This window comes from Duganella phyllosphaerae, from assembly GCF_001758785.1.
GTDB classification, from domain to species: Bacteria; Pseudomonadota; Gammaproteobacteria; order Burkholderiales; family Burkholderiaceae_D; genus Rugamonas; species Rugamonas phyllosphaerae.
Genome location: NZ_LROM01000060.1, coordinates 20,459 through 34,492, shown reverse-complemented (window position 1 = coordinate 34,492; position 14,034 = coordinate 20,459). Strand labels below are relative to the sequence as shown.

5 protein-coding genes and 1 riboswitch are annotated in these 14,034 nt (G+C 65.0%); of the genes, 2 read left to right on the top strand and 3 right to left on the bottom strand.

Going from position 1 to position 14,034, the window contains the following annotated elements:
* Positions 1 to 248 precede the first annotated feature (248 nt).
* Positions 249 to 827 (top strand): Crp/Fnr family transcriptional regulator, encoded by a 579-nt coding sequence (locus DUPY_RS06195; RefSeq protein ID WP_070246961.1) that lies wholly within the window; start codon positions 249 to 251, stop codon positions 825 to 827.
* Here DUPY_RS06195 and DUPY_RS06190 read toward each other — a convergent pair.
* Complete coding sequence (locus DUPY_RS06190; protein WP_070246960.1) at positions 805 to 2,409, bottom strand: serine hydrolase; 1,605 nt, start codon at positions 2,407 to 2,409, stop codon at positions 805 to 807. The two genes, DUPY_RS06195 and DUPY_RS06190, sit on opposite strands and share 23 nt — an antisense overlap.
* 4 nt (positions 2,410 to 2,413) lie before the next feature.
* Positions 2,414 to 4,264, bottom strand: a complete 1,851-nt coding sequence (locus DUPY_RS06185) for a M1 family metallopeptidase (RefSeq protein WP_070246997.1) — start codon at positions 4,262 to 4,264, stop codon at positions 2,414 to 2,416.
* A 116-nt stretch (positions 4,265 to 4,380) separates the two neighbouring features.
* Positions 4,381 to 4,553, top strand: a riboswitch (yybP-ykoY riboswitch).
* Positions 4,554 to 4,576: 23 nt separating this feature from the next.
* On the opposite strand from DUPY_RS06185, the gene DUPY_RS06180 reads away from it, so the two are divergent.
* Positions 4,577 to 5,152, top strand: coding sequence for a TMEM165/GDT1 family protein (locus tag DUPY_RS06180; RefSeq protein ID WP_070246959.1), 576 nt, complete (start codon positions 4,577 to 4,579; stop codon positions 5,150 to 5,152).
* A gap of 82 nt (positions 5,153 to 5,234) precedes the next feature.
* Here DUPY_RS06180 and DUPY_RS06175 read toward each other — a convergent pair whose 3' ends face one another.
* Positions 5,235 to 14,000 carry a glycoside hydrolase family 94 protein gene (locus DUPY_RS06175; RefSeq protein WP_070246958.1) on the bottom strand — a complete coding sequence of 2,922 codons (8,766 nt, stop codon included), beginning with the start codon at positions 13,998 to 14,000 and terminating at the stop codon, positions 5,235 to 5,237.
* Positions 14,001 to 14,034: the final 34 nt, after the last annotated feature.

Sequence of the window (14,034 nt, the reverse complement as noted above, 5' to 3'; positions counted from 1 at the left end):
ATCGTGACTAGCAAAATGGATCTTTATTCCTCGTTGCAATCGCTTGCAGGTTGCACTCTTGGTTGTCGTCAGCACTATTGGATTAATGCCAAATCACAATGAAATTTGCACTTTTGAATCAAAAAGGGTTTACACTGCTGGCTGCCTTTTCGGGCCGAACCTAATCACAGAATATGAACCAGGCATTCCTAGATCACCGGGCAAAATACCGGCAAGTCCTCTCCGAGCGTTTTCGGGTAGCCCCTGAAATGTACGACGAGATTTCACGCCTGATGGCGCCACTGGCCACGCATGTCAGCGTGCGCAAGGGCGAGCAATTGCAGCGCAGCGGCGAGGTGGTGCAGTACATTCACTGGCTGCACAGCGGCGTGGCGCGCGCCGGCTTCCTGCCCGAGAACGGCAACGAGGTGACGCTGTACTTCCGCACCGACGGCCACCTGGCCGTGTCGCACGACGACGTGCTGCGCGCCATGGGCAACGCGCCGGCGCATAATTTCGTGGTGGCGGAAACAGCGGTGCAGGCCTACCGCTTCGACTGGCGCGCGCTCTGGGCGCTGGCCGAGCAGAATACGGTGCTGCGCGATTACTATCTCAAGGTATCCGAGTGCGGCATCATGGATCAAAGCCGGCGCCTGTACCTGAGCGTGTGCCCGGCACAGGGCCGCCTGGAGGCGTTCCGCCGCGACTACCCGGGTCTCGAACAGCGCATCTCGCAGAAGGTGGTGGCGTCGTTCCTGGGCATCACGCCGCAGTACATGTCGCAGCTGTTAAGGCTCGATGCGCGCCAGGATACGGCGCGAGGATTTACTTCTTCGCCTTCGGCTTGAATTCCAGGTCCTGGAAGTCGTAGCTGAAATCGGTCTCGGTCGAAATCGGCGCCATCTTCATGCGGTCGATGCTGGCGTCCGGGTTGAGCGAGAACGTCACGTAGGCGTCGGCGTTGAAATTGCGTTCCTTCCAGCGCACGATGAAGGTGTCGTGCTGGAAGTGCTCCAGCTCTCCCGTCAAATCCGGCGTGCGCGTAAAGCGCATGATGCGTTTGCCGTTTTCTTCGCCGATGGTCGCCACGCCGTACCAGGGATCCTCGTACTCGCCGTCGTACGCCGCCAGCGGCAGTGATGGCTGCGACGCTGCCGCGCGCGCTGTCGTCGCCTTGGCCTGGCGCTCCTCTTCTTCCTTGCGCATTGCCGCCTGCTGTTCCGCGTACAGCTTGATCCAGTCGCTAGCCGGCACCTTCAGGTACTGGTCCAGGATGCGCCAGTACAGCGCGGCCATGGCCGGGCCATTTTCGGCATTGGTCAAAATCGCGATGCCCAGTTTTTCTTCCGGCACCATCAGCACCGTCGAATAAAAGCCCTGCAGTGCGCCGCCGTGCATGACGATCTTGCGGCCCTTGTAATCGCGCAGCGAAAAGCCCAGGCCGTAGGCGGCAAAATTGGGCTTGGTGGCAGCGAGCGCCGGCTTCGGATCGCGGATGCGCATCGGCGTTTGCTGGCTCCACAACTCATCGATCTGCTTGCTGCTGACCAGCTGCTTGCCGTCCGGGCCTTTGCCGCCGTTCATCAGGGTGTTCATCCAGCGCGCCAGGTCTTCGGCATTGGTGTCGATGCCCACCGCGCCGTCGGCGTTCGGCACCGGCATCGGTTTGACCACTGCCGCCTTGCCATTGATGCGGCTGTGCGGCGCCGAGTGGTTCTCGGTCGCCAGCATGTCGGCTACGCTGGTCTTGGTGCCGGTCATGCCCAAGGGCGCCAGGATGCGGTCGTGGATAGCCTGGCCCCAGGTCTTGCCGTCTTTTTCGGCGATGATCTTGCCGGCCACGATGTAGAGCAGGTTGTCGTACGCGTAACTGTTGCGGAAGCTGGTTGCCGGCTTGACGTACCGCAGCCGGGCGATGATCTCGTCGGTGGAGAACGCGGTGCTCGGCCACCACAGCAGGTCCCCTGCGCCCAACCCCAGGCCGCTGCGGTGCGTGAGCAGGTCGCGGATGGTCATCACGCCGGTCACGTACGAGTCGTGCATCTGGAAGCCCGGCAGGTGCATGGTCACCGGGTCATCCCATTTCAGCTTGCCTTCATCGACCAGCATCGCCAGCGCGGCGGCGGTAAAGCCCTTGGAATTGGACGCCACCTCGAACAGCGTCTTGCCGTCCACCGGCGCAGGGTCGCCCAGCTTGCGCACGCCGTAGCCCCTGGTGGCGACGACTTTGCCGTCCTTGACGATGGCAATCGCGATGCCCGGCACGTCGAAGGTTTTCAGGGCCAGGTTGACGTCGGCGTCGAGGTTGTAGGCGGGGACGGGAGCCGAGGTGGCTGGTGCCGTCGGCGCCGCCAGCACCGGCGCGGCGACGCCGGCCGATACCAGCGCCAGCACCACGGCGCTGGCGTTAAACAAACGGGTAATGTTCATCGGCTTACTTCTTGAATTGTTTATCGACCGATGCCTGCGTCACCGGGTGGTAATGATCACGCGCCTTGGCGTACACGCTGCGCGCCCATGCGGCCTGCGCCGGTTGCTTGAGCAGCGCGGTGTACAGCGGCACCACGAACTTCTGGCGGCCCACGCTCATCAGGAACTTGTTGAGCGGTTCGCGCACGTCGTACCCTGCCTTGACCGACGCCAGGTAGAAGCGGAAGGCGATTTCGTTGTTGCCGCTTTTCGCCAGGCCGAAGTTCTGGTCCAGGTCTCTCAACTGCGCGGCCGTGGCCTTGCCGTCGATGTCGTTGAGGAAGTGCATCCACTCGAGTGCGATCCAGCCCTTGCCATTCAAATCGGCCGTGGGCAGTTCGCCGCGCAGCCAGCTGTTGCGCTGTTCGTCGAGCGCAGCCAGGCGGGGCGAGGCCGCGCGCACGGCGTTGGCTGGAATGCCGGCGCCGTACAGCCACTCGTCGAGCTCCACCTGCGCCATGTATTCGGGATGGGCGTCGAGCAGGTTCTTTTTCAGGTAGTCGACGAATTCGTCGGTAGTGGCCGACTTGAACGCGTGCGAATCGAACCAGCCGCGCAGGAACGCGTCGAACGTCTCGCGGCCGGCGCGCTGCTCGAGCGTGCGCAGGAACCAGGCGCCCTTCGGATAAATCAGGCTGCCGTCCGAGTACGCCGACGGATCGACGTCCGGGCCGCGCGTGGCCAGCGCCTGCTTGGCAGCCGGGATGGTGGCCAGCGACGCCAGCGCTTCTTCCTGCTCCACCTGCAAATTCATCTCGGCGATTTCGGCGCCGTAGATTTTCTCGACGATGCGGGTGGTGACGTAGGTGGTAAAGCCTTCGTTGAGCCACATGTACTTCCACGAGGCGTTGGTCACCAGGTTGCCGGACCACGAGTGCGCCAGTTCATGCGCGATCAGGTCCACCAGGCTCTTGTCGCCCGCGATCATGGTCGGCGTGAGGAAGGTCAGGCGCGGATTTTCCATGCCGCCGTACGGGAACGATGGCGGCAGCACGATCATGTCGTAACGCTCCCACCGGTACGGGCCATAAAGGCTCTCGGCCGCTTCGATCATTTTCTCGGTGTCGGCCAGCTCGCTGGCGGCCGCTTCGATGCGGGCCGGTTCGGCATACACGGCCGAACGCGGACCGAGCTGGCGCACGTCGATCTCGCCGATGGCAATGGCCAGCAGGTAAGACGGAATCGGCTGCGCCATCTTGAACTTCCAGCCGCCCTTGCCGGTGGCGGCAGGGTCGTTGTCGGCGCTCATGAGCACGCGCAGGCCGGTCGGCGCGTCGATGCGGGCGCTGTAGGTAAAGCGCACGGCAGGGGTATCCTGCACCGGCGCCCACGAACGGGCATTGATATCCTGCGACTGGCTGAACATGAAGGGACGCTTGCCCGACATGGTCTGCGCGGGCGCCATCCATTGCAGCGCGGCGGCGCTAGGCGCCGTGCGGTAGTACACGCGCACTTTCTGCGGCTGGAACGGCAGCGCAATGCGCAGGGCGCGGCCCTTTTGCAGGTCGAACTTGTCGAGCATGTACGACGTGGACGTCCAGCGGCCATCCGGGTTCAGCACCTGCACCCGCGAGATGGTCAGCTCTTTCGTATCGAGCACCAGCGTGCGCGAGGTCTTGTCGATCCAGTTCAGGGTCAGCTCGGCGTAGCCGGACAGGGTCTTGCGGCCGAAGTCGGCCTTCAGGTCGAGATACAGGTCGCTGGTGCGCACCTGGTCGTAGCGGGCGTAGCTCAGCGGGTCGGCGTGGGCAACGGTCACGCCCAGCGACATCAGTGCGGATAGCACGAACGCGGACAAGGTCTTCTTGATTTGCATGGTGATCTTTTCAATGTTGGTCTGCAGCGCGGAGCAGAATAGCATAGCCATGTATCCGTAATGTGTACAGCGGCGATGCCAGGCTTGCAAGGTGGTAACTAGCCTGTGCTATAGTGTCGGCCGTAAGTGGGGAGTAGTCGGCCCGCGCCCCTGGCGCAGGAATTTGCATCAACATGATCGGTCCGCAGACCGTGGTGCAAATGGTTGAAAAACTTGACGAGACCATGATCGAAGCGCGGCCATAGTGGGCCGGGGACGCGCTTTGGATCATAGGTTCTTATCAGCCGGCCCGCGCATCTCACTCATCACCCAATGGAAGCATTCCTCATCTCCACAGGCATTGTCGCGCTGGCAGAAATCGGCGACAAAACCCAGCTGCTCGCTTTCGTCCTTGCCGCAAAATTCCGCCGTCCCATCCCGATCGTCGCCGCCATTTTCGTCGCCACCCTGGCCAACCACGCCTTCGCTGCCGCCATCGGCACCTGGATCACCAGCCTGCTGGGCCCCAACGTGCTGCGCTGGGTACTGGGCGCCTCCTTCATCGCGATGGCCGTGTGGACGCTGGTCCCCGACAAGCTCGATGAGGAAGACACCAGGTTCCCCCGCTACGGCGTGTTCATGACCACCCTGGTCGCCTTTTTCATGGCGGAGATGGGCGACAAAACGCAGGTGGCCACCGTGGCGCTGGCCGCGCGCTACGACAGCCTGCTGGCAGTCGTCGCCGGCACCACGCTGGGCATGATGCTGGCCAACGTACCGGCCGTTTACCTGGGCGACCGCATTGCCCACCGCATTTCGCTCCCGCTGGTGCACGGGATTGCGGCGGTGATCTTTGCGGTGCTCGGCGTCGCTACCCTGCTCGGTGTTGGCGCCGGCTTGGCAAGCTGAACCCTCCCCTCTTTGCGCGATACGCAGGCGCCACCGCTTGGGGTCGGACCCGGCGGGTCCGCTCCCGGTTGGCGGTGCGGGCTTACATCAACGCCGGCAGCAGCAATTGCACTTGGTGCGTCTCGCCGGTGTCGTCCAGCGCAATCACATTGCCTTCGCGCGTGACGCCATCGACGGTGAGCGTGGCTGCCTCCCCCGGCGCGGCGCGCGCCACGCGGATCACGTACGAACTGCTGGCGTGGCGGTAGGTGAGCGTAAACTCGTTCCACTCGGCTGGCATGCGCGGCGCCAGCGTCAATTCGTGCGCACCGCGCGTGACGCCCAGCAGCGATTCCACGATCAGGCGATACATCCAGCCCGACGAACCGGTGTACCAGCTCCAGCCGCCGCGCCCCACGTGCGGCGCCACCGCGTACACGTCGGCCGTGACCACGTACGGTTCCACCTTGTAGATCGCCACATTTTCCGCATCGGTGCCGTGCATGACCGGGTTGATCATGCGCGCCAGTTCCCAGGCGCGCTCGGTGTTGCCGAGGCGCGCAAAGGCCATCGCGGTCCAGATGGCGGCATGGGTGTACTGGCCGCCGTTTTCGCGCACGCCCGGCACGTAGCCGCGGATATAACCGGGGTTAGGGCCGGCCTTGTCGAACGGCGGGTCGAGCAGCTGGATGATGCCGGCGCCGTTGCCAAGATTGCGGCGCACCAGGCGCTGGTTGACCTGCTCCATGGCGCCGCGCACCCGCACCGGGTTGGCCACGCCGGACAGCACGCCCCAGCTCTGCGAAATCGAATCGATCTGGCATTCCTCGTTGGTGTGGGAGCCGAGCGGCGTGCCGTCGTCGAAGTAGGCGCGGCGATACCATTCGCCGTCCCACGCGTTCTGCTCGACGTTGGCGGCCAGCTTGACCGAGTGCTCGCGGCACTCCTGGGCGAAGGCGTCGTCGTCCTTCATTTCCGCCACTTCGGCAAAGCGTTGCAGCACTTCGCACAGGAAGAAGGCCAGCCACACGCTCTCGCCCTTGCCATGCTCGCCCACCTTGTCCATGCCGTCGTTCCAGTCGCAGGAACCGATCAGCGGCAGGCCATGCTCGCCGAAGCGCAGGCCGTGGCGGATGGCGCGCACGCAGTGTTCGTACATGGTGCCGCTCTGGCCGGAGCGGCCCGGCAGGTCGTAGTACGAATCCTCTTCCGGCTTGAGCAAACGCCCTTCGATAAACGGCAGGTCTTCGTCGAGGATGCTCAAATCGCCGGTGCTGGCCACGTAGCGCCAGACGCCCAGCGGCAGCCACAGGTAGTCGTCCGAGCACTTGGTGCGCACGCCCCGGTCAGACGGCGGATGCCACCAGTGCTGAACATCGCCCTCCACGAACTGGTGGGCCGCGCACAACATCAGCTGGTCGTGCAGCAGTTGCGGTTTTGTATGGATGGTGGCCATCGCATCCTGCAGCTGGTCGCGGAAGCCGAAGGCGCCGCCGGACTGGTAGTAGCCGCTGCGCGCCCAGATGCGGCAGGCGATGGTCTGGTACATCAGCCAGCCGTTGGCGATGACGTCGAGCGCCGGTTCCGGCGTCTTGATGTGCACCGCACCGAGCGACTCTTCCCAGTGGGTGTGCACGGCCGCCAGCGCCTGGTGCGCTGCCTCGGTGCTGCGGTGTTTTTGCACCATGCCGCTGGCGTCGGCGTTGCGGCGGCCGGCGACACCGAGCACGAACACGATTTCGCGTTCCTGGCCCGGCAGCAGGTCGAGCGGCGCCTGGATGGCGGCGCAGGCGTCGAGCCCCGCCCCCACCTTGCCGGACAGGCGCGAGCGGCGCATGGCCACCGGCGCGGCCAGCGAGCCGTTACGGCCCAAAAATTCGGCGCGGTCGGCGGTAACGGTGCGCGTGGTGGCATCGCAATTGAAGAACGCCACGCGGCCGGTAAAGTCGGTGTTGTACTGGTTGCGGGCAAACAGCGCGCCGCTGACAGGATCGAGCTCGGTCAGCACGTGCATGCCCGACTTGGAGCGCATGTCACCCAGCACCCATTCCACGTAACCGGTCACCGACAGCTTGCGCGCCACCGACGAATCGTTACGCACCTTGATGACCGTGTACTTGATCGGCGCATCGGTGGCGACGAACGTGGTCATCTCAGTAGCGATGCCCGACTCGGTATGCTCGAACACGCTGTAGCCGAAGCCGTGGCGCGTGGTGTAGTCGCCAGTGCCGCGTGCCGGCAGCGCCGACGGCGACCAGAACTCGCCCGTGGTTTCGTCGCGCAGGTAGAACGCTTCGCCGCTGGCGTCGCTCACTGGATCGTTGTGCCATGGCGTCAAGCGGAACTCGTGGGCGTTCTCGTGCCAGGTGTAGGCCTGGCCGCTTTCCGAGATCACGGTGCCGAAGCTGGCGTTGGCCAGCACGTTGGACCATGGCGCCGGCGTGCGCTGCGTTTCGCTGGTGGTGATCACGTATTCGCGGCCGTCTTCCGAGAAGCCGCCGATGCCGTTTTCCAGTTGCAGTACCTGCTTGCGGCGCGCTGGGATGATCAGATCGTTGTTGTTGCCCGCGTCTTCGCTGCGACCGTCGTTGCGTCCATCAATGGTCAACGGCGGCATGCGCAGCACCGTCGGGCCGGGGCGCTTGATCTGCTCGGCCAGCGTGCCACGGCTGTCGCTGATGATCACGCGCGCTACCGTTTGCAGCAGGATGCGGTCTTCGGTGGCGATCTGGTCGCCCATGCGCACGAAAATGCCGCCCGGACGGTCGATGGCCTGGGCGTCGATCCCCGAGGCGATCAGCCCCATGATCTGATCGTGCAGCAGCTGGCGGTAACCCGACTGGTCTTCGTGCCAGATCACCAGGTCCACCACCAGGCCTTTCAGGCGCCAGTAGGCGTGGGCCTGCACCATTTGCCGCACCAGTTCGATGTTGGCCGAGTCCTTGATCTGCAACAGGACGATCGGCAGGTCGCCGGAAATTGCGTAGGCCCACAGGCCGGATTGGCCGCGATGGTTTTTCACCAAGGTGGCGGCGTCGGCGCGCAGCGAAGCGTTCGGGTAGATCACCGAGCCGGCCAGGCGGCCATACAGCTGGGCGTCGGTTTCGGTGGCGTTCAACTGGCGCAGCACGACCTGGCTGTGGGTCCAGGCCAGTTCGAACACGCGGTCGGCCAGGTGGCGGTCGTGGTACTTGTCGATCAGGTGCAGCGCGGCGTCGCGCTGGTCGGTCATGCCGGTAACCATGTCCACGGTCGCGGTCTGGTCGGGCTTCAAGGTAATGGTGTAGCGGATTGCCACCACCGGGTCGAGCACCGAACCTTCTCCGCCGGACAGTGCGGCGTTGTCCAGCAGTGCTTGCGGCGCGGCGGTCGTGTTGCCGCGGCCGATGAAGCGCGAGCGGTCGGTTTCGTACGAGACGCTGCCCACGGCCGCATCGTGCACGGTCATGGTATGCATCATGTACGGCATGGCTTCGTTGCCGCCGCGTGGACGGCGCGTGCACAGGATGGCGTTTTCGGCGCGCAGGATTTCGGTCTGCACGAACAGCTTGCTGAACGCCGGGTGGGCGGCATCGGCTGCTGCCGGCGCCATCACCACTTCGGCAAAGCTGGTCACCTCGATGGTGCGCACGCGGTCGGTGGTGTTGGTGATGCGGGTGCGGCGCAGTTCGATGTCGTCTTCCGGTGACACCACGATTTCCGTGTACAGGTCGATGCCGCTGTCGGATCGGCGGAATTCGGCGCGGCCTTCCGAGAAGATCACTTCGTGGTGGCGTGGTTCTACCAGTGTTGGCTGGTACGTGGTGGACCAGAAGTCGCCGTCGTCCATGTCGCGCACGTAGCAGAAGGCGCCCCAGTTGTCGCGGGTGCTGTCTTCGCGCCAGCGCGTGACCGACTGGTCTTTCCAGCGGCTGTAGCTGCCGCCGGCATTGGTCACCATCACGTGATAGCGGCCGTTGGACAGCAGCTGGGTTTCCGGCACCGGGGTGCTGTGCGCGGTGAGCACGCGCAGCGGCATGCCGGAATCTGGCGCCGTGGTGCGAATGGCCGCCGACTCCACCGACGTGGAATAGAAGGCGCCCACCTGTGGGCTGCGTTCCTGCAGCACCAGCAAGGTCGATTGCAGCAGTGGATCGGATTCGAAACGGCGCTGCATCGGACGGTCGTGCAGCAGGTAGCTCAGCGCCAGGAAGCCCATGCCCTGGTGGTGGACCATGAACGAACGGACCATGGCGTGGCTGACGCCACGCGGCAGGCGCGTTGGCGTGTAGTCGATCGCCTCGTAGAAGCCGTAGCGGCCCATGAAGCCCAGGCCATCCATTTTTTGCAGGTTCAGGCACGACGCTTCGGGCTGGACCATCAGGCCCATCATGCTGGCGTAAGGCGCGATCACCAGGTCGTCGCCGAGGCCGCGCTTCAAGCCCAGGCCCGGCACGCCGAAGGCGCGGTACTGGTAATTGAGGTTGGCGTCGGTGGTGTTGTAGCCCGACTCCGAAATCCCCCACGGCACGTTGTGCTGCTTGCCGTACGCGATCTGGGCGTCGATCACCGAGTTGTAGGTCTGGTCGAGCAGCGTGCTCTCGTACGTTGGCATCACCAAGAGCGGCATCAGGTATTCGAACATCGAGCCGCTCCAGGACAGCAGCACCGGCTTGCCGCCGACGATGCACAACTGGCGGCCCAGCGCAAACCAGTGGTCCTGCGGCAGCTGACCCTGGGCGATGGCGACAAAACTGGCCAGGCGCACTTCGGAGGCCAGCAGGTCGTAGTAGCTGGCGTCCAGGCGGCGTTCGCTGACGTTGTAGCCGATCGCCAGCAGGTTGGTGGTGGGGTTGTACAGGAAGCCGTATTCCATCTGCGCGAACGCGGTGCTGCGCTGGGCCAGGTCGGCCAGCTGGCGCATGCGGTCGTGGGCGGCGGCGCCGCCCTGCTCCAACAGCTGCGCCATGTGCTGGCGGCGTTCGAGTTCGGCCGGCGCCAGGTCGGAGACGGGAATCTCGGCGCCGGCGTTGGCCAGCGCTGCCAGCTCGCGCAGGGTCGGCACGCGCAGCAGGTTGGTGTCGAGCACGGTGTCGGCCGGCAGGTGTACCCAAGGTGTAAACAGCGCCAGTTCGTCGAGCGCGGCGTGGGCTTGGCGGGCCAGCGATTCGGCCCACATGCAGACGTCGGCATTGTGGGTGAGCAGCGCGCGCAAGGCGTCTGCGGCTTGCGCCACGCGGGTGAGCCAGGCGTGCAGCTGTTGCAGGTGGGCGGCATCGGGACGAGCCGCCAGCACTTCCTGCAATGCCAGCAGTTCCGGCGCGCCGGCGATTGCGAGTGGCGCTACAGGGACGGCACCGGAGTCAGCGCCGGCATTGATGGCAGCGGCGTCCGCACTGGTGGTGGCATTGGCATCGACCGCGCTGATGGTTTCCTCGAGCACGCGCAAGGTGGTCAGCAGGCCGTCCACATATTGCGGGCCGACCACGGGCTGGTCGTACATGCCAATCAGGCCCGGTTGCAGCGTGAGCAGGTGGCCGGCCAGGTTGCCGCTATCGACGGTGGAGATATACACCGGGTGCAGCGGCTTTAACGACTGCGTGTCGTACCAGTTGTAAAAGTGGCCCAGGTGGCGTTCCAGCTGGGCCATCGTGGTGAGCGTGGCGTCGGTACGGGCCACCAGCTGGGCGCCGGTGATGTAACCGAAATCGTGCGCGGTCAGGTTGGCCAGCAGCGCCATGCCGATATTGGTGGGCGACGTCCGGTGGGCGATCACCTGGCTCGGGTGCTCCTGCACGTTATCGGGCGGCAGCCAGTTATCGTCCGGTCCCACGAAGCGGTCGAAATAAGCCCAGGTACGGCGCGCCAGCTTGTTGAGGAAGACGTGTTGGTCCGTCGTCAAGTCCGCATTGCGGCGCTTGATCGGACGGCTGATCCAGTCGGCCACCGCCGGCGCAATCAGCCACGCCAGCAGGAACAGCGCGGCTGGCGCCAGGCTAGCCGGGCGCCAGCCGAGCAGCATGCCGCCGACGAACAGCGCGGTGACCGGCGCGGCCCACATGGTGACCCAGGTGCTGGTGGTGGAACGCGCCAGCGCCGACGCGCGCCATTGCAGCAGGTGGCGCCGCGAGACATACATGCGGAACAGGCTGCGCACGATGGCGTCGAGATTGAAGTACGCCTCGTACGGCAGGAAGGCCAGCGTGAGCAGGGCATGCGAGAGCTGGATGCCCACGCTGTTGCCGGTATTGCGCAGGTGCTGGTCCCACAGGGTTTCCTTCGGACGGTGCAGCAGGTCGTGCAGCGCGTTGACCAGCGGCGGCAGGAAGATCACGGTGAGCACGGCGCCGGTCCACAGCCACGGCGCAGGCAGCCAGCGCCAGGCCACGACCAGCGCGATCACCATCGCTGGCGCCACCAGCGAGCGGCGCAGGTTGTCGAACAGCTTCCAGCGCGACAGCAGCGACAGCGGATTCTTTTCGCGGCGGCGGCCAGGGCCGGGCACGCGCGGCAGCAGCCAGCCAAGCAGTTGCCAGTCGCCGCGGATCCAGCGGTGGCGGCGGCTGACGTCGTCGCTGTAGCGGCTCGGGTATTCCTCGTACAGCTGGGCATCGCTCATCAGGCCGGCGCGCACGTAGGCGCCTTCGAGCAAGTCGTGACTCAGTACCTGGTTGTCGGGCAGGCGGTGGCCGAGCATCTGCTCGAACACGTCCACGTCGTAAATGCCCTTGCCGACGAACGAGCCTTCCAGGAACACGTCCTGGTACACGTCGGAGACAGTGCGGGTGTAGGGGTCGATACCCGGTTCGCCGCCGCACAGTTTTTCGTAGAGCGAGGCGTTTTTGCTGGGCAGGCTGACGGCCACGCGCGGTTGCAGGATGCCGTAGCCATCGACCACGCGGCCCAGCGCCTTGTCCACGCGCGGGCGGTTGAGCGGGTGCATCATGGTGGAGATGAAGTCGCGCGCGGCGTCGCGGGGCAGCTGAGTGTCGGTATCGAGCGTGATCACGTACCTGATGCTTTCGAGGTCGGTCGTGTCGCCCACGGCCAGCGCAAACTTGTCGCGCGCGCCGCCGCGCAGGTAGCGGTTCATGTCCTGCAGCTTGCCGCGCTTGCGCTCGTACCCCATCCACACGCCTTCCTGCGGATTCAACAGGCGCGGGCGGTGCAGCAGCAGGAACGGCGTGGCCGGATCGCCATTCAGGTGCAGCGCGTATTTGCGATTGAGTTTTTCTACGCCTTCGCGCATGGCCTCCATCAGCGCCGTATCGCCGGGCAGGGTTTCGGTGGGTGCGTCGGCAAAGTCGGTGAGCAGGCAGAAACGCAGGTTCGGATCGCGGTTGGCAAGGAACCGCACTTCCATCTGCTGGCACAGGTCGTCGATGTTTTCGCGACTGTAGACCAGCGTGGGTACCACGACCAGCGCGCGGGCGTCGGGCGGAATGCCGCTTTCAAAATCCATGCGCGGCAGCGGCTTGGGATAGGTGACCTTGGTGGTGATCCAGTTGACCAGGTTGAGCGCCAGCTGGCTGCTGCCGATCAGCGCCAGCACGCCCATGGCAACGAGCACCGCGCCATGCACGCCGTGGAACGCCGAGCGCTCGAGCAGCAGCGCGGTGGCGATGATCGACAGCACCACGATGGCGCCCAGGTACGACGTCAGTGGCGACGCGCTACTGGTGCGTTGCAGCGACTCCATCCACGGCCGGCGCATGCGGGTCTGCTTTTCCAGCGCGGCCTGGCCGCCACCGATCAGGTAGAAGCCCACGTGGCTGTGGCGCAGATCGTCGCTGCCGGCGTGCGACTGCGCCAGTTGCAGCGCTTGCGCGGCCACTTCCAGCTCCGAGTAGTCGGAGCGCTTGGCGATGTTTTCGATGACGTGGCGGTACTGGTCGCGGGTGGCAAATTCCATCTGGCCGTACACGCCGGCCGGGTCCTGGCGCAAGGTCTGGTCAACCATGCTCAAGGTCTCGACGAACTCCTGCCAGTCCATGGTGCCCAGGTAGCGCAGGCTGCCGATGCTGTTGGAGATCGACACCTGGTCGGCAGCCTGCTGCTGGATCTCGGCCTGGATTTGCTGTTCGATGGTCTGGCCGGTATCGGCCAGGCGGCTGGTGATCCACGTCAGGGCCATGGTCAGAGCGTGGCTCTGGCCTTGCAGGCGGCGCGAGAGTTCCGCCACGAAGGCGCTGGTAATCGGCGGGTTGGAGCGGGCCATGTCGGCCACTTTTAAAATCAGGCCGCTCGGGTTCTTTTCCGCTTCCTCGCTCATCTGGTCGGCCCAGCTGTTGGCCAGATCGCGTTCGCTGCGGTTGTCGGCCACGCGCGCGGCCACGCGGCGCAGGTTTTCGATCAGCGCCAGGCGCAGCATGATGGGAATCGCCCACAACTCGCCCAGCTTGAGCGGCGCCACTTCCTGGTACGCGGCCACGAAGCGCGACAGCGATTCCGGATCGACGCGGCCATCGCCGTGCGAGATGATCTCGAGCGCCAGCTTGTACACGCGCGGGCAGCCGGCAGGCGCGCCCTTGGCCAGTCGTGGCAGCTCCTTGCTGTAGTCCTTGGGCAGGTGGCGGCGGGCGATGCGGATCTGTTCTTCGATCAGGTACAGGTTATCGAGCAGCCACTCGGAGGCGGGCGTGATCTGGCGGCCGTCCTTGATGGCGGCGGTCAGTTCGTCGCAGGTGGCGCTGATGACTTCCGCGTTTTCGCTCAGGCGCGCCAGCAGCTGGTCGCCGCCGCCGCGCGGGCTCAATTCGTGGTGGGCGGCGAGCGAGCGGCCATGCGCGGCCATCTGCGCCGCACTGAAAAGTTCCGCTCTTAATGGCAGGTCTTCATCTTCTTCGGAGACCATGGCCGCCGTATTCGATTCGCGAAAGCCGAGCGACATCTCGGGTAGCAGGGGAGTGGACTTGTTCAACGTA

Bases quoted from the DNA above. Each gene is read 5' to 3' on its own strand.
- DUPY_RS06195 (WP_070246961.1), top strand. From the start codon at position 249: ATGTACGACGAGATTTCACGCCTGATGGCGCCACTGGCCACGCATGTC.
- DUPY_RS06190 (WP_070246960.1), bottom strand. From the start codon at position 2,409: ATGAACATTACCCGTTTGTTTAACGCCAGCGCCGTGGTGCTGGCGCTG.
- DUPY_RS06185 (WP_070246997.1), bottom strand. From the start codon at position 4,264: ATGCAAATCAAGAAGACCTTGTCCGCGTTCGTGCTATCCGCACTGATG.
- DUPY_RS06180 (WP_070246959.1), top strand. From the start codon at position 4,577: ATGGAAGCATTCCTCATCTCCACAGGCATTGTCGCGCTGGCAGAAATC.
- DUPY_RS06175 (WP_070246958.1), bottom strand. From the start codon at position 14,000: ATGTCGCTCGGCTTTCGCGAATCGAATACGGCGGCCATGGTCTCCGAA.